Here is a 20,910-nt window from a genome sequence, read left to right as displayed (position 1 = left end):
AGCTTCAGCTCAATCTAAAACACACTATACACAAAACCGTTAAACGAACCTCCTAAAAATAAAATCCAAAGCTTCCTGTAACACCAAACTTTCGTGCGTCAGGTGTATCGAGATAATTTCCTCTAAAATTGAAGTCTATACGTAGTATTTTAAAAATATTACCTACACCAACACTGTATTCGTAGTACACCTCATCACTTGGTGCGTTGTAGATTAAACCTGAAGCATTAAGGTTACGGTTTTCTTGCGAAATTTCTCCCCAAACACCACGTACACCAACAATAGCTCTTAGGTTATACTTTTTAAGAAATGGTATACGCGAAAACAATCGACCGTTAAAATTATGCTCTAAATGTAATGACGAATAGGTATCTGTTACAAACTCATAAAAATCTAACTGCGAGAAGGTGTTATAAATAGAAAAATAGGACTGATTACCAGGAACTACACTTAACAACCCAAGCGGAACTTCGCCAAAGGTTTTACCTGCTTCGATAGTTGTGGTTAAGCGACCAAAACCACCAACTTGCCAAGGTTGTATGTATGAAAACTGCAATTTGGTATAGTCAAAATCGCTACCAAAAACAGTACGATCTCCTTTGCTTAATTGAGCAAACAAGCTTGCGTAATTATCATTGGCATTTCTGCGTTCTACACCAAAACCTGTCATTTTTCGTTTTGGGAAATACGATACCGAAAGCGTGCTTTCGTATTGTCTTATTTCAGATGAAATTCCTGTAGGAGATTCTTCATCAAAATAATCGAGACTAAAAGTTTCTGAAGCCGACTCTAAAGTTCTATAGTTAGCTCCTAGCCTAAACACAAGGTTTTTTACTGGCTCAATTTCCAGCGAAAGCGTTGTTAAATTAATACTAGAAAGTTTATCGTTAGGACTTGTACCAACCACAGCTGATGAGGCAAAACTACGTCCTAAAACATCGGTTGAATTGGTTAAACTCGCTCCTATTTGCTCTACATCTCTTCGGTTTCCACCAGAGAGAATAATACGATTCTTTTTATCTACCAACCATTTTCCTGAGATACCATATTTAAACTTATCGTCTCTAAAACCGTAAGCCAAAAATCCTTCGAGCCTCCAAAGGTCGTTTGGTCCAAAATAAGTACGACCTCCTGTTCTTACCCTTACACCTTCTACTTCATTATATCCAAACGTTGAAAAGATAGGTCCATAATCAAAATTAATACTCGGAAACTCAATGTAACCTGAAGCTAACACGCTACCAATATTGTAAAGTCGTTTAAACTTTTTTACGGTTTTTAAAGTGTCTAACATTTTGTAAACACCTTTTTCGTCTTTGTTGAGCGACTCTAGTCGGTTTTCTTCCCAAAAGGAATCATCACGATTGTAAACGTCTTCATTGTAGTTGTAAACCTCTTCGCTATAGAACTTTTCGTTTTTTTGTTTATCAAACTCATAATTATCATACAAGGTGGTACGCTTACCGTAAATTCCACGAGATTTTTCCTTTTTGTTCAGCGCAAAATCTGACATAAAATAATCGCGCTTTATCAAAAACAACGAGTCGTTAAGGACTTCGAACTCTTGCTCTATATAAATTTCTTTTACCCAGTTTATGTTGGCACTTTTAGAGGCTTGCAGATTAATTTCTTTGATAGCATAGGTAGTATCAGCAACCCAAAAATCGCCTTTAAAAGTGAGTTCGTTTTTTCTACGTGGATAGTAAATAATGTTGTAGCACCATTTGTTATCAATAAACGAACTATCAGAAAGTACATAGTTGTAAGTATTAATTCCTGTTTTAGAAATTGGGCTTACAAAGCTTTTATCAAAAAACTTAAGGTAGTTGTCGTAAATGTTATAATCGGAATACAGGTCGTCTACAAAATCGATAATCACCTGATTGTTGCTAAAACCAGAGTTTTTATTTCCTTTTAAGTCTTCTTTCTCCTTGTCTAGCACATTATCGCCATATACTCTACTTACGGCTTCATTAATAAATATTGGTAAGTAGGTTTTTCCTGTTACTCTTGAGGTGTCTACTTCTTCAAAAACAAACTCCATACCTCTAAACAGCTTGCTTTTTATGAGTGCACTGTCAATAGTGTTTAAGTCAAACTCAACCTTTTCGTATTTATCGTACTCGTATTGCTTAAACTGATTGAGTCCGTTTTTACGTTTGTGCTCCCATATTTTCTTTAAAATGGCAATGGCTGGATTTTCTTCGGCTTTTTTAGATTGTTTTCCTGTAACAATTACAACCTCATCAAGTGCATCAGCCTCTTCTTTTAAAACCAAATTGAGTTCGTAGTTTACTCTTTTGGCAAGTGGCAACTCTAAAGTTTCGTAACCTAAAAAAGAAACGATGAGAGCATCCCAAGTAGTTTCAGATTCAAGATAAAATTTACCATTTTCGTTAGTGATTGTACCTTCGGTAGATCCTTTAAAAAGTACATTAGCAAAAGCAACAGGGTCGTTGTTTTCGTCTACTACATGACCGCTAACTTTGGTCTGTGCCAATACGTTAGCAATTCCTAAGCAAAAAAATAGGGCTATTAATTTTATCTTCATAAGCAAAAAACTTCATCAACAATACTGCCAATGAAGTTTATATAACGCAAAAAAATGCGATTTATTTATACATTACCTTTTTTACTGCTTTTATTACATCGTTACTGTTAGGTAACCATTCTTCCAGAAGTACTGGAGAGTAAGGAGCAGGTGTATCGGCTGTGTTAATTTTTACAATTGGAGCATCTAAATAATCAAACGCTTCAGACTGTACTAAATATGTAATTTCAGTAGACACATTACCAAAAGGCCATGCTTCTTCAAGAATTACTAGTCTGTTTGTTTTCTTTACAGAAGTTATAATTGCTGCTCTATCCATAGGACGTACAGTACGCAAATCGATAATTTCACAAGAAATCCCTTCTTTTTCTAATTCGTCTGCAGCTTTGTAAGCTTCTTTGATGATTTTTCCGAAAGAAACGATAGTAACATCAGTTCCTTCGCGTTTAATATCTGCAACTCCTAACGGAATTAAATATTCGCCTTCAGGAACTTCGCCTTTATCACCATACATTTGCTCACTTTCCATAAAAATTACTGGATCGTCATCACGAATAGCAGATTTTAATAATCCTTTTGCATCATAAGGGTTTGAAGGCACAACAACTTTTAAACCTGGAGTATTTGCAAACCAGCTTTCAAAAGCTTGAGAGTGTGTTGCAGCTAGCTGTCCTGCAGAAGCTGTAGGTCCACGAAATACAATTGGACACTTAAATTGTCCACCAGACATTTGTCTGATTTTTGCTGCGTTGTTTATAATTTGGTCAATACCAACTAAAGAGAAATTGAATGTCATATACTCTACAATTGGTCTATTACCAGTCATTGTTGAGCCTACTGCAATTCCTGCAAAACCAAGCTCAGCAATTGGTGTGTCAATAACACGTTTAGGACCAAACTCGTCCAACATACCTTTTGATGCTTTATATGCACCATTATATTCAGCAACTTCTTCACCCATTAAGTAAACGCTTTCATCACGACGCATTTCTTCGCTCATGGCTTCACAAACTGCTTCTCTAAATTGAATAGTTTTCATGTATTATCTCTTTAAATCGGAAAGCAAAAATAGGAATATTTCATAAAAAATACACCTTATAATAATACATTGTTTCTTATTGGGTCTTCATTTTTAAATTGATGCTATTTTAAAACACTCAAATCGTATTTTGTTTTAAAGAATTCTTAAAATTTGTGCATCTTTTTTCAAAAATTCATCAATCGATCTTGAAATTATCTTTAAAAAGGAAAAAATATTATGCATGCATAGTAAATATTCAAATTAAAATAATTAACTTCGTAACCTCAAAAATTTTTTAGTGTAAAACATAATAATAACGATATGAAAATATTAGTATGTATTAGTCATGTACCTGATACGACTTCAAAAATTAATTTTACGGATGGCGACACAAAATTTGACACAAATGGTGTACAATTTGTAATCAATCCTAATGACGAATTTGGATTAACTCGTGCTATGTGGTTTAAAGAAAAACAAGGTGCTAGCGTAGATGTTGTAAATGTTGGTGGTCCTGAAACTGAGCCTACACTTCGTAAGGCTTTAGCTATTGGAGCAGATACAGCCATAAGAGTTAACACTGAAGCTACAGACGGTTTTGCAGTCGCAAAGCAATTGGCAAATGTTGTAAAAAATGGTGGTTACGATTTAGTAATTGCTGGTCGTGAATCTATTGACTACAATGGTGGTATGGTTCCAGGAATGTTAGCTGGATTAACTAGCGCAAATTTTGTAAACAACTGTATTAGTCTTGAGGTTGATGGAACTTCGGCAAAAGCAGTAAGAGAAATTGATGGAGGAAAAGAAACTGTGTCTACAGCTTTACCACTAGTAATTGGTGGTCAAAAAGGACTTGTTGAAGAAAGTGACTTACGTATTCCTAATATGAGAGGTATTATGATGGCTCGTAAAAAACCTCTTAACGTTGTAGAACCTGTTGATGCATCAGCTGAAACAGCTTCAGTTAAGTTTGAAAAACCAGCTCCAAAAGGTGCTGTTACTTTAGTAGATGCAGATAATGTTGGTGAATTAGTAAACCTACTTCACAACGAAGCAAAAGTCATTTAATTAACGTACAAAAAAGAAAAGATGTCAGTTTTAGTATATACAGAATCAGAACAAGGAAAATTTAAAAAAGTAGCGTTTGAAGTTGCTTCTTATGCAAAAGCTGTTGCAGACCAAATGGGAACAACAGTAACTGCAGTTACTATAAATGCTGATGACACATCAGCTTTAGGAAACTATGGTGTTGACAAAGTATTAAAAGTTAACGATGCTAGTTTAGATAAATTTAATGCCAATGCCTATGCAAGCATTATAAAACAAGCTACAGAAAAAGAAGATGCCAAAGTTGTTATTGTAAGCTCAAGTGCAGACAGCAAGTATTTAGCACCTCTTTTAGCAGTAGATTTAAATGCAGGTTTTGCATCTAACGTGGTTGAAGCGCCTTCTAGCACTTCGCCATTTACAGTAAAACGTACTGCATTTACAAACAAAGCATTTAACATGACTACTATTAACTCTGATGTTAAATTAGTAGCAGTTTCAAAAAATGCTTTCGGATTAAAAGAAAATACTGCAAGTGCAGCTGCTGAAGATTTTTCAGCTTCAATCCCAGAAATAAAAGTACAAGTTGATGCTGTAGATAAAGTTACAGGTCAAGTTACTATTGCAGATGCTGAAGTTGTAGTATCTGGTGGACGTGGATTAAAAGGTCCAGAAAACTGGGGAATGATAGAAGAATTAGCAGATGTTCTTGGTGCTGCTACTGCATGCTCTAAACCTGTAAGTGATTTAGGTTGGAGACCACACAGTGAGCACGTAGGACAAACAGGAAAACCAGTAGCATCAAACTTATATATTGCAGTTGGAATTTCTGGAGCTATTCAGCATTTAGCAGGTATCAACGCATCAAAAGTAAAAGTAGTTATCAACACAGATCCTGAAGCACCTTTCTTTAAAGCTGCTGATTACGGAATTGTGGGTGACGCCTTTGAAGTTGTACCTAAATTAATAGAGAAATTAAAGGAATTTAAAGCTCAGCAATAAATAATTTTTTTATAAATTGTATTGTTAAAGGACTGTTTGAATTTGGTCTAAATCTCCAAATCTGTTAATTTCAGTTTGGTAAAGTCCTAATTTAAACAGTTCTTTGTGTTTTTAAATTTATGAGCTTAGTTCGTCTTAACATAAAGGGCATATCGTACAGCCAAACTCAAAATGGCGCTTACGCTTTGATTTTAAACGAAGTAGATGGTGACCGAAAACTTCCAATAGTTATTGGTGCTTTTGAAGCACAATCAATTGCCATTGCTTTAGAAAAAGAAATACGACCTCCTAGACCCTTAACACACGACCTTTTTAAAAATTTTGCTGACCGATTTGATATTGTTGTTAAACAAGTTATCATTCATAAATTGGTAGATGGTGTGTTTTATTCAAGTTTAATTTGTGAACGTGATAAAATAGAGGAAATAATTGATGCAAGAACCAGTGATGCTATCGCTTTGGCTTTGCGTTTTAACGCTCCTATTTTTACTTACAAAAATATTTTAGACAAAGCAGGAATTTACTTGAAAGTAAATCCTAAAAAAGACGAAGAAGAAGATAGTATCTTAATGGATGAATTAGTTGCTGAAGAAATTGAAGCTAGCGTTCATGAAAGCTACAAAGATAAATCTATTGAAGAATTACATTCACTTTTAGACGAAGCTGTAAATAATGAAGATTATGAAAAAGCAGCAAATATTCGTGATGAAATCTCAAAACGAGAGTAATACCTATTTAAATTATGAGAAAGCAGTTTTTGTTTTTTGTTGCCCTATTTTTTCTTTTTACAACCCTAACCGTATCACAAAATCCAGAAACAACCACTCAATTAGATACTATTGATCAAGTTACAGAAATTGTAACAGACTCTATAAATTCAATTAATGAAATTACTGAAGTAGTAGATACTGAAAATACTGTTACTACAACTGAAGACGCTACACCTAAAAGTACAATTATTCCTAGCCAAGGGTTTTCTTTCACTAGTCTTTGGAGAGGTGTATTAGGTATGATAAGTTTGGTTTTTATTGCTTTTTTATTCAGTAGTAATAAAAAAGCAATTAATTGGAGAATCGTCTGCATTGGTCTAGCTTTTCAATTACTAATTGCTGTTGGTGTATTAAAAGTTGAATTTGTCCAAACTATTTTTGACTTTATTGGAAAAATATTTGTTCAAATATTAGATTTCACAAGAGCAGGAAGTAAGTTTCTATTTGAAGGCTTAGTGGTTGATATGGATACCTTTGGATTTATTTTTGCATTCCAAGTACTGCCAACAATTATTTTCTTTTCGGCACTTACATCGGTTTTATTTTACTTAGGAATTATTCAAAAAGTTGTTAAGGCTATGGCTTGGTTACTTTCAAAAGCTTTAAAAATTTCAGGAGCTGAAAGTTTAAGTGTTGCTGGAAATATCTTTTTAGGACAAACCGAAGCACCATTATTAATTAAAGCCTACTTAGAAAAAATGAATAAGTCCGAAATGCTACTTGTCATGATTGGTGGTATGGCTACCGTTGCAGGAGCTGTACTTGCGGCTTACATTGGTTTTCTTGGTGGTGACGATCCAGAATTAAGACTGTTTTATGCAAAACACCTTTTAGCGGCATCAGTAATGGCTGCTCCAGGTGCTATAGTTATTTCAAAAATACTCTACCCTCAAACTGAAGAGGTAAATACAGATGTTTCTGTATCTCAAGATAAAATTGGTTCAAATATACTAGACGCTATTGCTAACGGAACTACCGAAGGTTTAAAACTTGCCGTTAATGTTGGTGCTATGCTTTTAGTATTTGTAGCGTTTATAGCTATGATTAACTATGGATTTGGAAAAATAGGATATTTTACTGGTTTAAACTCTTGGATTGTTGAAAATACTAGATATGAGAGTTTATCATTAGAGTTTATCTTGGGCTATATTTTCTCTCCTTTAATGTGGTTAATTGGTGTTGCCAAAGAAGACATGGCACTTATGGGACAGTTGCTAGGTATTAAATTAGCTGCAAGTGAATTTGTTGGGTACATTCAATTAGCAGACCTTAAAAACGCAGGAAACTCAATTCATTTAACATACGAAAAATCAATAATCATGGCAACCTACATGCTATGTGGTTTTGCTAATTTTGCATCTATTGGTATTCAAATTGGAGGTATTGGTTCTTTAGCTCCAGGGCAGCGTAAAACCTTATCTAAATTTGGGATGAAAGCTTTAATTGGAGGTACAATTGCATCATTAATTTCAGCAACTATTGCTGGTATGATTATAGGTTAAAAACAGTTAATAACTTTTAATATTATTTAAGGGTTGAGTCATCGTGATTTAACCCTTTTTTCTATTTTTATTTTTCGAAAAGTCACAGAAATTATGAAGCAGTATTTAGATTTAGTAAAACATGTTTTAGAACACGGAAACGAAAAAGGAGATAGAACAGGAACAGGAACAAAAAGTGTTTTTGGTTATCAAATGCGTTTTGATTTAAGTGAAGGTTTCCCAATGGTAACAACTAAAAAACTACATCTTAAGTCAATAATTCATGAGTTACTGTGGTTTTTAAAAGGTGATACAAACATTAACTATTTAACCGAAAATGGCGTTCGTATTTGGAACGAATGGGCTGACGAAAATGGAGACTTAGGACCTGTTTACGGTCATCAATGGCGCAACTGGAATAGTGACGAAATTGACCAAATAAAGGAAGTGATTGAAACACTTAAAACCAACCCAAATAGCCGAAGAATGTTAGTTTCAGCTTGGAATCCTTCAGTGCTACCTGACACTTCTAAAAGCTTTAGTGAAAATGTTGCAAATGGTAAAGCTGCATTACCTCCTTGTCATGCGTTTTTTCAATTTTATGTAGCAAACGGAAAGCTATCTTGTCAACTTTATCAACGTAGTGCTGACATATTTTTAGGTGTTCCTTTCAATATTGCATCTTATGCACTGTTTACTATGATGATGGCTCAAGTGTGTGGTTATGAAGCTGGAGAATTTATACACACTTTTGGTGATGCTCATATTTATAGCAATCACTACGATCAACTAGAGTTGCAACTTTCTAGAGACCCAAGACCTTTACCTAAAATGATTTTAAATCCTGAAGTAAAGGATATTTTTAGCTTTACTTTTGACGATTTCACTTTAGTGGATTATAATCCGCACCCACATATTAAAGGTGCTGTTGCTGTATAAACATGCTTAAAACACTAGTCTTTTTTACTTGCTTTTTATTTCTTACTAGTCTAAGCAATGCTCAAGATTCAATCACTAAACCTGAGAGCGAAAACGAATCTGAAATTATAGTGCTTGATGAAATTCCTATTTATCCTGGTTGTGAGCGAAAACGAAGTAATAAAAAACTAAAAAAATGCATGTCAGATAAAATTTCAAAATTCATCACTAAAAACTACAATCTTGATGTATTTAAAAGCCTTGACCTGCCAGCAAGTGATTATACCGTTTATATTATTTTCAAATTAAATAAAGAAGGGGAAATTATAGAAGCTAAAGCAAGAGGCCCTCACCCAAAACTTGAAAAAGAAGCTGTAAGAGTTATTAATAGTTTACCAAAAATGACTCCTGGTAAAATTAAAGGGAAACCTGTTATTATTCCTTATTCAATACCTGTCTATCTTAGCAATAGATAAACTATACAAAACAAAAAAGCTTTCAAAAATTGAAAGCTTTTCTTTTAATCTGTTTTTTCAAAATTATAAATTTAAAACGCTGTTTTCAGCTCCTGCATAGTCATTCCATGCATAGGCATCTGCAGCTTCGTCGTTGGTATATGTACCATCTACAATATATCTAAATTCATAAGAGTTATCTTTTTCTAAATCTACAGTACCTTTAAAAGTCCCGTTCTTTAACTTTTTAAGCTGAAAATCTTTTTTCTCTTTCCACTCGTTAAAGGTTCCTACTACTGTTACTTTTTTAGCTTCTTCAGCAGGTACAGAAAAAGTGACTTTACATACTGGTTTGCTTTTTAAGTATTGTTTTTTAATAGCCATAATTAAATGTATTTAATTCTATTTCAAAGCTATAAAAGAAAATCCTAGCTACAAACTATTCTTTGCGTTTGAGATACGATTTATCATTTCGTTAAAAATGAGTTCATTTTAATTTAAAGTAAGAAAAAAAACATGTTCTTTTTTGGCAGATATTCAACATTGCTATCGTTTGATTTTCAGAGTGTTTACCACTACAACGTTTGCACTTTCAAATAACTCAATCACCTGCACTTATGTTACAACGATTTCGCGACTTTTTACATCAATTAAACTCTATTATTTTAAAAAAATAGACCTATAAAATCTTAAAAACTATATTATAAAAAAGACGTAAATTTACCTTTCAATTATTTCATGATTATGTTCGGAAAGAAAAAACAAAAACCTCAAATAGATAAAGAACAATTGGAGCTTATACAAAATGCTCAAAAACGCATTAAACAAAAAAAGCGCTTATATGCTCACTTTGTTGTGTTTTTAATTGGAGCTGTGTTTTTAATTGTTGCAAACACTGTTTTAGGTATTGGAAAAGACACTACTTTTTTTGGCATAGACTGGTTTGTATATGCAATACTTATTTGGTTGTTTCTTTTTATATATCATCTTTTTAATGTGTTTGTAACCCAAAAATTTATGGGAACAGCTTGGGAACAACAGCAATTGGACAAATTGGTTGCTAAACAACAAGAGCGTATTGAACAACTAAAACAAGGTTTTTTGAAAGAAGAAACACATATGGCAAAAACCCAAGCATATAATGAAGTTCAAAAACTTAAAAAAAGCAACAAGGCTAGTCAACTTACCATAATTGTTGCTGCAGGTGAAGATAATGCTATAGGTAAAGACAATGACCTTATTTGGCATTTAAGTAACGACCTTAAACGTTTTAAAAGTTTAACCTCTGGGCATCATATTATAATGGGTCGTAAGACTTTTGAAAGTTTTCCTAAACCGCTTCCTAACAGAACGCATATAGTAATTACAAGACAAGACAACTATAAAGTACCAGACGGAGTAATTGTAGTTAATTCTTTAGAAGACGCTATTGATGCAGCTAAAAGTGACGCACAACCGTTTATAATTGGTGGCGGAGAAATTTACAAGCAGTCCATTAATCTTGTTGATAAAATTGAACTTACAAGAGTACATGACACTTTTGAAGGTGCTGATACATTTTTTCCAGAAATAGATACTACCACTTGGAAAGAAATAGACAGAGAACGCCATGAAAAAGATGAAAAGCACAATCATGCGTTTTCTTTTATAACCTATGTAAGACAGTAAAAAAGTATACCTATCTCAAAAATTAATGCTAATATCTTTTAAAGATATTATTCCTATTTTTGCAACATAAAATTTTAATACATGAAAGCATACATTTTTCCTGGTCAAGGTGCCCAATTTACTGGAATGGGATTAGACTTATATGAAAATTCACCTCTTGCTCAAGAACTTTTTGAACAAGCCAATGATATTCTTGGATTCTCTATAACTGATATAATGTTTGAAGGTTCTGCAGAAGACCTTAAAGAAACAAAAGTTACTCAACCTGCAATATTTTTACACTCAGTAATTTTAGCTAAAACCTTAGGTGATAGTTTTAAACCTGATATGGTTGCAGGACACTCTTTAGGAGAGTTTTCGGCCTTGGTAGCAAATGGCACTTTAACTTTTAAAGATGGTTTAAAACTGGTATCGCAACGTGCTTTGGCAATGCAAAAAGCTTGCGAATTACAACCAAGCACAATGGCTGCAGTATTAGGATTGGATGATGATGTAGTTGAAAAAGTATGTGCAATGACCGAAGGTGTTGTAGTTGCTGCTAATTATAACTGCCCTGGACAATTAGTAATTTCAGGGGAAGTTGAAGCTATTAACAAAGCTTGTGAAACTTTAAAAGAAGAAGGAGCTCGTCGTGCATTAGTATTGCCTGTAGGTGGAGCATTTCACTCACCTTTAATGGAACCTGCAAGAGAAGAACTTGCTGCAGCTATTGAAAATACAATGTTTGGAAAACCAAACTGCCCAATATACCAAAACGTTACAGCAAGTGCAGTAATTGATGAAGCTGCCATTAAAACCAATTTAATCTCTCAATTAACAGCTCCTGTAAGATGGACACAATCGGTACAACAAATGATTACTGATGGTGCAACATTATTTACTGAAGTTGGACCTGGAAAAGTATTACAAGGTTTAGTTAAGAAAATAAATAGAGAAGCTGAAACGGTTTCAGCAACTTTTGAGACTAACTCATAACTTATGAAACTATCTAGAAATTTAGCTATAATACTACTTATTGTAGTAAACATTGCTGTAGATCAAATATCTAAATTGATAGTTGATAGTAAAATGAATTTAGGTGAAACCATTGAAGTTTTTGGTAACACTTTTATTCTTCAATATGTAAAAAACTCAGGTGCCTTTTTAGGAATGGGTAGCGAACTAAACGACACATTACGTATTATACTTTTAATACTGTTACCCGTTTTAGTATTAAGCTATCTTGTTTTTTATATTTTCAAAAACAAACATTTAGATAAATTAGCAATTATTGGTCTAAGTTGTATTGCTGGAGGTGGAATTGCTAATATTTTTGACCGTATTGCTTATGGCAAAGTAATAGATTTTCTTCATTTAGATTTTGGTGGAGTATTTAGAACCGGAATCTTCAATCTTGCCGATGTATCAGTTACATCTGGGATGATATTATTACTTTTAGGAAGTTTTTTTACTAAGAAAAAACAACAGTAGAATAAAAAAGTAAAAGCCTCTTAATAGAGGCTTTTACTTTTTTATTTAGCTAAAATACAGTCTTCGCAATCTTTTACTTCACCATAGTATGTCTCTCTATATTTGTGAAGGGTTTTAAACGGAATACTTAAAAATTGCTTTTTAATATACGTTACATTTGTTTGTAATAAACCCATTTTTGGAGTGAATCGTGCTTCGGGTTTTGTCTGTCTTTTTATACTTATCAATTTCATTTTATTCATTTATCATTCAAGGCAAAGAAAGACATCTTATATCCCAATTCAAAATAATTGAGGTTAAATCATTGTTAATCAATTTATTAAATACGAATATAATAATTTAATGCGCATATCGTTATGATATTTGTAGGAAAAACCAGCATCTATTGAAAATTCAAAAAATACTGGTCTTTCATAAAAAGCCTCAAGGAAATTACTTAATCTTTCAGATTTTACCTAAAACTTGTATTGAGTTAGACATGCTCAATAAAAGAACTTAACTCATTCCTAACTAACAGAAGTCAGGGTTAAGTTGATACTTTTTCCTTGAGACGTTGATAACTATAATACTATTGAAATAATTAAAAATACAACTGCAAAAAGGTAGGTGATAAATATTTTTAAAGGCTAATTCAAATCTATTTTTTCACAATATGAATACAAAGCTTAATGAAACTATAGAATTTAGTTTAGTTTGATGCACACAAACTACCTTTGCAATTGCATCACAAATGAAGCTATTTTGTCGTTAAAAAAAGGTAAAGCCTATAATAGTTTACTCATTTTTCATTTACTGATTTCAAAAACTGTGAAGGTGTTAGAGAAGTTTCTTTCTTGAATGCTTTATTAAATGTAACCTTATTATTATAACCAACAGCATAAGCAACATCAATAATTTGAGTATTCTTATCGCTTAGCTTAAGCATTTGGATAGCTTCTTCAACTCTAAATTTATTAACTAGCTCAAAAAAGTTCATATTAAAATGCTCATTTATAATCTGAGATGTATTATGGCGAGATGTTTCGAGTTTCTCAGAAAGGCTTTCTAGGTTTAGACTGTTATCCATAAATATTTTATGATCTACCATAAGCGTAATCAAATTTTGCTTCAATTCATTGGACAACGATTTTGTTAATCCTGATTTTTGATACTTTGAAAAAAACTCAGTATTCTTTAAAATTATTTGTTTACTAAATACTTTAGGTTGCACTTGAGCCATATAGGAAATATAAAGCACCATTAAAGCCATAGCTACCACTACAATTTGATAAATAAAACTATATGCATTAAAAAACAGGCCACTAATTGATATACCATATATAAAATAAGACACTACAAAAAGCACATGCATTCTATACACTCCCTTCTTCCAAAAAGCGATTGCTTCTAAATTCTTGTATAGTTTAGACTTTGAACTCTTTAAATGATTTTTACTTATCAAAAATCCGTAGATAATTAACGACACTAACTTTGGGATAAAAACTATATAAAAAAACGAACTTTCAGTGTAAACACTACTTGTCCCTAATTGTATTTTCATTTTTTCTTCTAAAGGCAAACTATACAATGGGAATAAAAAGAAAAGTAATACCACTGTAGGTAAGAGGTGTAAAGCATCTAATGCTTTAAACTTATGTTGATTATTAATTCTTTTAAAGTAAAAGTACAGTAATGGACCATAAAGTAAAGCTACAGAAGCAGACATTAAATAGGTATGTGCATATTTAAGCTGATAATTGGTATTATAAAGCACAAAATCCAATATAAAAAAAGCATGAACAAGAATAAAACCACTCATTAAACTTGTACTAACTCTATCAGTATTCTTTGTAAAATTGAGGATTATGGCAACATAAAAACCAATAAGTGCAACGTAGAAATATAAAAAGTCTAAAACTCCATACTTTAAATTATAGGAGTCAGTTAATTGTGCAACATCAATAGCAGTCATTGAAAAACAATTGGTTATAAACAAAGTAAAACCAATAGATAAAAGCAACCTTTTTATTTTTAAATGAAATTTCATTAGATTGAATTAGCCTTTTTAAAGTTATTCAATTTAATAATGAAATGCTCTTAAAAAATTGTTAATACACTGACTTAGTTACTGTTAAATCTTACAGCAATAACAACACACGTATTACAGGTTTCTTATCTTTTTTTCCCAATTCCATGCAGAACGCATAGCATCGTCTAAAGTTAGTTCAGCTTTCCAACCCAATTCATTATTAGACTTTGACGTGTCAGCATAAGCTTTTGTAATATCACCTGCACGCCTTGGAGCAATCTTGTAATTAAGCTTTTCTCCAGACACCTTTTCAAAAGACTTAATAACTTCTAGCACTGAACTGCCTTTACCTGTTCCTATGTTAAAGACTTCGTAGTTAGAAGCATTGGTTTTATCAATTAGGCGTTGCAACGCAATAACATGAGCTTTTGCCAAATCGACCACATGAATATAGTCTCGTATACAGGTACCATCAGGTGTTGGATAGTCATCTCCAAATACCGAAAGTTGCTCTCTAAGTCCAGCAGCTGTTTGAGTAATAAAAGGCACTAAATTTTGAGGAACACCAAGAGGTAACTCTCCTATTTTAGCACTCTCGTGTGCTCCAACTGGATTAAAATATCGCAAGGAAATTGCATTGAAATCATCATTAACCTTACAGGTATCTTTAATAATCTCCTCTCCTATTTGCTTCGTGTTTCCGTAAGGAGATTCTGCTGGTTTTACTGGTGCATTTTCAAGTATTGGCATAGTATCAGCTTGTCCGTATACTGTACATGAAGAACTAAAAATAAAGTTAGATGCTTGTAAACCTAAAACCGACTTAAGCATGTAAATAAGCGTATTTAAGTTGTTTTCATAATACAACAGAGGTTTCTCAACACTTTCGCCTACCGCTTTACTTGCTGCAAAATGAATTACACCTACAATATCTTTGTGGGCATTAAAAAATGTTTCAACTTTTAATTTATCTTTTAAATCTAGTTTTTCAAAGATTGGTGTTTTACCTGTAATTGCTGTAATGCCTTCAAGCACATCTATTGAGGAATTTGAAAGATCATCAATTATTACGACTTCAAAACCTTTGTTTTGTAATTCAACGACAGTATGCGAGCCTATAAATCCTAGTCCTCCAGTAACTAATACTTTCATTAATTGTTGTTTATGAAATTTATAACTGTATTTGTAATAAAGCTTATTTGTTCATCATCAAGCTCGGTGTGCATTGGTAACGAAATCACTTCTTTCACCAATTGATTGGTAACTTTAAAATCGGCTTCGTTATATCTAGAATCCTTATACGCTTTTTGTAAATGCAACGGAATTGGATAATACACACCACATGGTATTCCGTTTTCATTCAAATGTTTAACCAAAGCATCTCTATCAGTATCTAAAACTCTCAATGTATATTGATGAAACACGTGATTATCTTCTGCTCCATCTCTATGAGGAGTAACAATTTTTTCTTGACCTTCAAATGCTTTGTCATAAGCATTAGCTGCTTTTATTCTTGCAGAATTATATGTATCTAAGTTTGGCAATTTAGCATTTAAAACTGCAGCTTGAACAGAGTCTAAACGCGAGTTAACACCTACAACATCATGATGGTAACGCTCATACATACCATGATTTACAATTCCTCTAATAGTATGCGCTAAATCATCATCATTAGTGAAAATTGCACCTCCATCGCCATAACATCCTAAATTTTTAGATGGAAAAAATGAAGTTGAAGCCACATGACCTATTGTGCCAACCTTGGCTTTTTTACCATTACTGTAAGTATAGGTTGCACCAATAGCTTGAGCATTATCTTCTATTACATAAAGGTTATGTTCTTGAGCAATTTCCATAATCGCTTCCATATTTGCACATTGCCCAAACAAATGCACAGGAACAATAGCTTTGGTTTTAGGAGTAATCGCTTTTTTAATAGCTTCAATATCGATATTAAAATTTTTCTCATCAACATCTACCAAAACAGGTGTCAACTGCAATAACGCAATAACCTCAACTGTTGCCGCAAATGTAAAATCAGCTGTTATAACCTCATCTCCTGGCTTTAATCCTAATCCCATCATTGCAATTTGCAAAGCATCTGTTCCATTAGCACAAGGAATTACATGTTTTACGCCTAAATAATTTTCTAAGTTACTTTGAAACTCATGAACCTTTGGCCCATTAATATATGCTGTAGAATCTAAAACTTCTAATATAGATTGATCTACTGTAGTTTTAATTTTTTCATATTGACCCTTAAGGTCAACCATTTGTATTTTTTTCATTCGAAATTTGTAATGAGTTGTAGAAAGTGTCAAAAAAACATTTGACGAGTAGCGAATTTACAAAATTCAATAACGACAGCCAATGAATTTAGTGTAAAGTAATGTATTTTAGCAAAAACATAATTTACGTGGGAATATTGTACAATCTTGGTATTTATTTTTTAGGTTTTGTATTACAAATTGTAGCTTTATTTAATGAAAAAATAAGGCTAGGTGTTAAAGGTCGAAATGAAACATTTAAGAAACTAAACCAACACCTTAAAAAAGAAGACAATACACTTTGGTTTCATTGTGCTTCGTTAGGTGAATTTGAACAAGGCTTACCAGTTTTTAAAGAACTAAGAACTCTTTACTCCAACCATAAAATCGTATTATCTTTTTTTTCTCCTTCAGGTTATGAAATAAGAAAAAACACCGACGTTGCTGATCTTGTTGTGTACTTACCATTAGACACAAAAAGTAATGCAAAACGGTTTATAGATTTAGTAAAACCTGAACTGACCATTTTTGTAAAATATGACATTTGGCCGAATATGCTAAATGCTCTATACAAACATAAATTAAGAGCTATTTTAATTTCGGCTACATTTAGAAAAAACCAATCTTACTTTAAGTTTTATGGTTCAAAAACTAAAAAAGCTTTACATACATTTGAACACATTTTTGTTCAAAACAAAAGTTCAAAAACTCTAGCAAACACTCTTGGTTTAAAAAATGTAACTGTTGCAGGTGATACTCGCTTTGATCGTGTTAGCAATCAACTTAATCAAGATAACACTTTAGACTTTATCTCAAACTTTAAACAAGACAAACTCTGCGTAGTTATTGGCAGCTCATGGCGAGAAGATGAAGAGTTACTCATTAAGTTCATAAACAACAATCAAAACCTCGATGTTAAATATATTATTGCACCTCATAATATCAAAGCTGCTCAAATTCAAAATATTACTAAAAACCTAAATACTGAAACCGTTTTATTCTCACAAAAAGAGGGCAAATTACTTTCTAACTATTCAGTATTTGTGATAGACACTATCGGACTATTAAGTAAAGTTTATGCTTATGCTGATATTGCTTATGTTGGTGGTGCAATGGGTAATACAGGCCTTCATAACGTTTTAGAACCTGCTGTTTTTGGTGTCCCTATAATCATTGGAAGCAACTATAAAAATTTCCCAGAAGCATATGAAATGATTGACAATGGAGGGTTGATTTCTATCAAAAATTTCAATGAATTAGAAGATAAATTACAGTTGCTAATAGAAAATAAAGACAAAAGACTACAACAAGGTACACTAAATCTCAACTTTATTAAAAAAAATAAAGGAGCTGTAATCCAAATAATCAATTACATACGTAAATAGACTAATATTTTGAATAATCTTAATAAAAATGTTAATATTTGTTAAAATTTTTCATTGATTATTCATTATAAGTTATTAATTTCGTGTAACATATTTAACACTTAAAACTATTTTAAACAATGAAAAAATTATTATTACTTGTTTTGGCACTTGGATTGTCATTCACAGCATGTAGAGAAACAAAAGAGAAAGCAGATGAAGCTGGAGATGCAATAGAAAACGCAGCTGAAGCTACAGGTGACGCAGTTGAAGAAGCTGTTGAAGAGGCTGGAGAAGCTATGGACGATGCAGCTGATGCAACAGAAGAAGCTATTGATGATGCTGTTGACGCAGTAGAAGAAGCAGCTGATTCAGTTAAAGAAGGTGCTAAAGACGCTGTAAACGATGCAGCAGACAAAGCAAAAGAAGCAGTTAAAGGACACTAATTCTTTTAATGTCTTTAAAAATAAAAGCCTTACATTTCTGTAAGGCTTTTTTTATTTCTCATTATTTTAAGAACTACTATCAATATAAAATTTACAACTCATATAATTCAATAGGTAGATTGTCTGGATCATTAAAAAATGTAAATTTCTTATTGGTAAATGGATCTATTCTAACACCTTCATGCGTAATTTTTTTTGAATCTAAGTATTGTAAACTTTCTTCTAAATTATTTACACTAAAAGCAATATGTCGTAAACCTGCCGCTTCTGGTTGCGATACGCGTTTTGGCGGATTAGGAAACGAAAACAACTCTATTATATATTGATTATTTAATGCTAAATCTAACTTGTAAGAATCTCGGTCTTTACGATAAACTTCATTTTTTATGCTAAAACCAAGAATGTCTGTATAAAATGCTTTTGACATTTCGTAATTTGAACAGATTATGGCAATATGATGAACGGACTGTAACTGCATTATGAATTGAAATTTGGTAAAACAATATCGGAAATTTTACCTATTGCTTCATCTAAAGGTGTGTCTGATTTTCGTAAATGTAATGCCATATGGTTTACACCTGCCTCTTCGTAAGCTTTTAATAATTCGGTTAAATGATTAATACCAATTGCACCACCAAAACGATGTGGTTTAAAAGTCGCATTATCATCTTGTAACAGATTTAAATGAAATGCCGAAATATATGGCTTGCAAGCCTGATCTGTATCGTATAACGCTTCACACCATCGTTTACGATTTAAATAGGTTTCTTCTGGTGTTCTTGGATAATTAAACCAACCATTAGCATTTTTGGCTATCCACTCGAGACTTTGTCCAGAATGTCCTGCAACAACTAGCGGAATCTGATGTTTTGGCTTTGGGTACACAGCAACACCTTTATTTAAAAAAGGATATATGGTAGATAAATCGCTGTTGGTTTTCCAAGCCTCTTGCATAATATTAAGATGATCTCTAAACAATTTTGGTCGCTCTTGATAATCTATGCCATACATAGGAAACTCAATAGGTCTATCACCCAAACCTAAACCTAAAATAAGCCTGCTATCACTTAGATGTTCTATAGTAGCAGTTGCTTTTGCTAGTTTTATTGGTTGATGTAATGGTGAAACTATTGCTGCTGTACCTAACAACACATTTTTAGTTGCGGCAGATAAATATCCTAAATAACTTAAGGTGTCAAATAACTGTGCGCCATCACCAAAATTAGGATCGTAAACAGGTACTTCTCTAATCCAAACTGCAGCAAAACCAGCCTTATCAATTTGTTTAACGTACTGTAAATGCTTGCTTATATCTGGCACACCAAATGGTCTACCGTCTTCTTTTCTTTTTTTATCGCCTTCTAAAGACCAATCGTTATCTAAAGGAAACTCAATACCAAGCGTCATTTTACCTGGTGTATATAGTTTATCAAAATTTTTCATAGCAATTTTTTCAATTCAATAACATCAGGTAACTATACAGCTACCTGATGTTGTTTTGTTAAGCATTCCAGATACTGTCTGCGGTATACGGACCGTTTTCAACTTCCCAAAATGTACCATCTATAAAACGATGATGTTTATCTAAAGCTTCAATACGTTTCATATCGTCTTCTTTCAATTCAAAATGAATGGTATCAAAATTTTCTTGAAGACGTTTTGGGTTAACCGATTTTGGTATTACCGAAACACCACGTTGTATATCCCAAGCTAGAAGTACTTGAGCTGCTGTCATGTTATTAGCGGTTGCGATGTCGTTAATAGTCTTGTTTTTCAACAGATTTAAATCGTCATCTTCATTTGCACCAGAACCAATTGGCGCATAAGCCGTCATGTGAATGCGATGTGCTTTAGCGAATTCTAACAGTTTGTTTTGTTGTAAAAACGGATGCACTTCTACCTGAAGCATTTCTGGTAAATGTTTAGCATGATCAATAATGTCTGTTAAATCATTTTGGTTGAAATTACTCATCCCAATATGCTTAGTTAAACCTTGCTCTAAAGCATCTTCCATACCTTTCCAAGTGTCTGTAAGCGGTTTGTCTTCAAGCGGAATAAATTCTTCTACCGTTTTAGGAAACTCAACACCTTTTTTAAAGGCAACTGGCCAATGGATTAGGTATAAATCTAAATACTCTAACTGTAAATCGTTTAAGGTGTTTTGTAACGCAGGAATAACGTTTTCTCTTCCATGAGAATCGCTCCATAATTTTGAAGTAATCCATAGGTCTTCACGTGTAACAATACCTTCTTTAATGGCATCTGCGATAGCGTTTCCTACTTCTTTTTCGTTACCATATACTGATGCACAATCAATATGTCGGTAACCTATTTTAATAGCTTCGTATACCGACGTGTACACCTCATTAGGTTCTGATCTAAAGGTTCCAAGACCTAGAATTGGCATTTCGTCGTTATTTCTAAATTGTAAAGTTTTCATTG

At 32.9% G+C, this 20,910-nt stretch carries 21 protein-coding genes; 11 read left to right on the top strand and 10 right to left on the bottom strand.

Annotated features, from left to right (window positions below; translation table 11 throughout):
* Positions 1 to 52: 52 nt before the first annotated feature.
* Positions 53 to 2,551 carry a DUF5686 family protein gene (locus tag DMZ43_RS13545; protein WP_131508881.1) on the bottom strand — a complete coding sequence of 833 codons (2,499 nt, stop codon included), beginning with the start codon at positions 2,549 to 2,551 and terminating at the stop codon, positions 53 to 55.
* Between the two features lie 61 nt (positions 2,552 to 2,612).
* The gene (locus tag DMZ43_RS13540; RefSeq protein WP_131508880.1) at positions 2,613 to 3,590 is read right to left on the bottom strand and encodes a pyruvate dehydrogenase complex E1 component subunit beta; all 978 of its coding nucleotides are present in this window, start codon (positions 3,588 to 3,590) and stop codon (positions 2,613 to 2,615) included.
* A 303-nt stretch (positions 3,591 to 3,893) separates the two neighbouring features.
* On the opposite strand from DMZ43_RS13540, the gene DMZ43_RS13535 reads away from it, so the two are divergent.
* From DMZ43_RS13535 to DMZ43_RS13510, 6 genes are all read left to right on the top strand, one after another.
* On the top strand, positions 3,894 to 4,640 hold the full coding sequence (locus tag DMZ43_RS13535; protein WP_129761136.1) for an electron transfer flavoprotein subunit beta/FixA family protein: 747 nt from the start codon (positions 3,894 to 3,896) through the stop codon (positions 4,638 to 4,640).
* Between the two features lie 21 nt (positions 4,641 to 4,661).
* Positions 4,662 to 5,621, top strand: a complete 960-nt coding sequence (locus DMZ43_RS13530; protein WP_129761137.1) for an electron transfer flavoprotein subunit alpha/FixB family protein — start codon at positions 4,662 to 4,664, stop codon at positions 5,619 to 5,621.
* A 119-nt stretch (positions 5,622 to 5,740) separates the two neighbouring features.
* Positions 5,741 to 6,349, top strand: coding sequence for a bifunctional nuclease family protein (locus DMZ43_RS13525; RefSeq protein ID WP_129761138.1), 609 nt, complete (start codon positions 5,741 to 5,743; stop codon positions 6,347 to 6,349).
* 14 nt (positions 6,350 to 6,363) lie between these two features.
* Positions 6,364 to 7,893 (top strand): NupC/NupG family nucleoside CNT transporter, encoded by a 1,530-nt coding sequence (locus tag DMZ43_RS13520; protein ID WP_131508879.1) that lies wholly within the window; start codon positions 6,364 to 6,366, stop codon positions 7,891 to 7,893.
* A gap of 93 nt (positions 7,894 to 7,986) precedes the next feature.
* A complete protein-coding gene (locus DMZ43_RS13515) occupies positions 7,987 to 8,811 on the top strand; it encodes a thymidylate synthase (RefSeq protein WP_131508878.1) in 825 nt (274 codons plus the stop codon).
* A 2-nt stretch (positions 8,812 to 8,813) separates the two neighbouring features.
* A complete protein-coding gene (locus DMZ43_RS13510) occupies positions 8,814 to 9,266 on the top strand; it encodes an energy transducer TonB (protein ID WP_131508877.1) in 453 nt (150 codons plus the stop codon).
* Positions 9,267 to 9,329: 63 nt separating this feature from the next.
* Here the strand turns inward: DMZ43_RS13510 and DMZ43_RS13505 are convergent, their stop codons facing one another.
* Positions 9,330 to 9,629, bottom strand: coding sequence for an isoamylase early set domain-containing protein (locus DMZ43_RS13505; protein ID WP_129761141.1), 300 nt, complete (start codon positions 9,627 to 9,629; stop codon positions 9,330 to 9,332).
* A 360-nt stretch (positions 9,630 to 9,989) separates the two neighbouring features.
* Between DMZ43_RS13505 and DMZ43_RS13500 the strand changes: the two genes are divergently transcribed.
* The 3 genes from DMZ43_RS13500 to lspA all read left to right on the top strand — a co-directional run bounded on the left by DMZ43_RS13500 (position 9,990) and on the right by lspA (position 12,383).
* A complete protein-coding gene (locus tag DMZ43_RS13500) occupies positions 9,990 to 10,913 on the top strand; it encodes a dihydrofolate reductase (RefSeq protein ID WP_131508876.1) in 924 nt (307 codons plus the stop codon).
* 81 nt (positions 10,914 to 10,994) lie between these two features.
* Positions 10,995 to 11,888 (top strand): ACP S-malonyltransferase, encoded by an 894-nt coding sequence (gene fabD, locus DMZ43_RS13495; RefSeq protein WP_129761143.1) that lies wholly within the window; start codon positions 10,995 to 10,997, stop codon positions 11,886 to 11,888.
* Between the two features lie 3 nt (positions 11,889 to 11,891).
* Positions 11,892 to 12,383 (top strand): signal peptidase II, encoded by a 492-nt coding sequence (lspA, locus tag DMZ43_RS13490; RefSeq protein WP_131508875.1) that lies wholly within the window; start codon positions 11,892 to 11,894, stop codon positions 12,381 to 12,383.
* A gap of 41 nt (positions 12,384 to 12,424) precedes the next feature.
* Here lspA and DMZ43_RS13485 read toward each other — a convergent pair whose 3' ends face one another.
* From DMZ43_RS13485 to DMZ43_RS13470, 4 genes are all read right to left on the bottom strand, one after another.
* Positions 12,425 to 12,616 (bottom strand): hypothetical protein, encoded by a 192-nt coding sequence (locus DMZ43_RS13485; protein ID WP_129761145.1) that lies wholly within the window; start codon positions 12,614 to 12,616, stop codon positions 12,425 to 12,427.
* 545 nt (positions 12,617 to 13,161) lie between these two features.
* The gene (locus DMZ43_RS13480) at positions 13,162 to 14,409 is read right to left on the bottom strand and encodes an AraC family transcriptional regulator (RefSeq protein ID WP_131508874.1); all 1,248 of its coding nucleotides are present in this window, start codon (positions 14,407 to 14,409) and stop codon (positions 13,162 to 13,164) included.
* 114 nt (positions 14,410 to 14,523) lie between these two features.
* Entirely contained in the window at positions 14,524 to 15,543 is a 1,020-nt protein-coding gene (gene galE, locus DMZ43_RS13475; RefSeq protein WP_131508873.1) for a UDP-glucose 4-epimerase GalE, read from the bottom strand.
* Positions 15,543 to 16,679, bottom strand: a complete 1,137-nt coding sequence (locus DMZ43_RS13470) for a DegT/DnrJ/EryC1/StrS aminotransferase family protein (protein WP_131508872.1) — start codon at positions 16,677 to 16,679, stop codon at positions 15,543 to 15,545. Before DMZ43_RS13470 ends, galE begins: the two co-directional genes overlap by 1 nt.
* A gap of 128 nt (positions 16,680 to 16,807) precedes the next feature.
* Here DMZ43_RS13470 and DMZ43_RS13465 point away from each other — a divergent pair, with 128 nt between their 5' ends.
* Together DMZ43_RS13465 and DMZ43_RS13460 are read left to right on the top strand one after the other, a co-directional pair.
* Positions 16,808 to 18,043: a 3-deoxy-D-manno-octulosonic acid transferase gene (locus DMZ43_RS13465; protein WP_131508871.1), complete on the top strand. Its 1,236-nt coding sequence runs from the start codon at positions 16,808 to 16,810 to the stop codon at positions 18,041 to 18,043.
* A 119-nt stretch (positions 18,044 to 18,162) separates the two neighbouring features.
* Complete coding sequence (locus DMZ43_RS13460; RefSeq protein ID WP_129761150.1) at positions 18,163 to 18,468, top strand: hypothetical protein; 306 nt, start codon at positions 18,163 to 18,165, stop codon at positions 18,466 to 18,468.
* A 91-nt stretch (positions 18,469 to 18,559) separates the two neighbouring features.
* Here DMZ43_RS13460 and DMZ43_RS13455 read toward each other — a convergent pair whose 3' ends face one another.
* From DMZ43_RS13455 to DMZ43_RS13445, 3 genes are read right to left on the bottom strand one after another with little or no spacing between them, the layout of a single operon-like run.
* Positions 18,560 to 18,946 carry a VOC family protein gene (locus DMZ43_RS13455; RefSeq protein ID WP_131508870.1) on the bottom strand — a complete coding sequence of 129 codons (387 nt, stop codon included), beginning with the start codon at positions 18,944 to 18,946 and terminating at the stop codon, positions 18,560 to 18,562.
* Positions 18,946 to 19,911 carry a TIGR03571 family LLM class oxidoreductase gene (locus DMZ43_RS13450; protein WP_131508869.1) on the bottom strand — a complete coding sequence of 322 codons (966 nt, stop codon included), beginning with the start codon at positions 19,909 to 19,911 and terminating at the stop codon, positions 18,946 to 18,948. Before DMZ43_RS13450 ends, DMZ43_RS13455 begins: the two co-directional genes overlap by 1 nt.
* A gap of 58 nt (positions 19,912 to 19,969) precedes the next feature.
* A complete protein-coding gene (locus DMZ43_RS13445; RefSeq protein ID WP_131508868.1) occupies positions 19,970 to 20,908 on the bottom strand; it encodes an aldo/keto reductase in 939 nt (312 codons plus the stop codon).
* Between the last annotated feature and the right edge of the window lie 2 nt (positions 20,909 to 20,910).

This window comes from Meridianimaribacter sp. CL38, assembly GCF_004328055.1.
In the GTDB taxonomy this organism is placed as follows: Bacteria; Bacteroidota; Bacteroidia; order Flavobacteriales; family Flavobacteriaceae; genus Gaetbulibacter_B; species Gaetbulibacter_B jejuensis.
The sequence above is the reverse complement of the archived record's forward strand: the minus strand, read 5'-3'. Positions and strand labels throughout refer to the sequence as shown.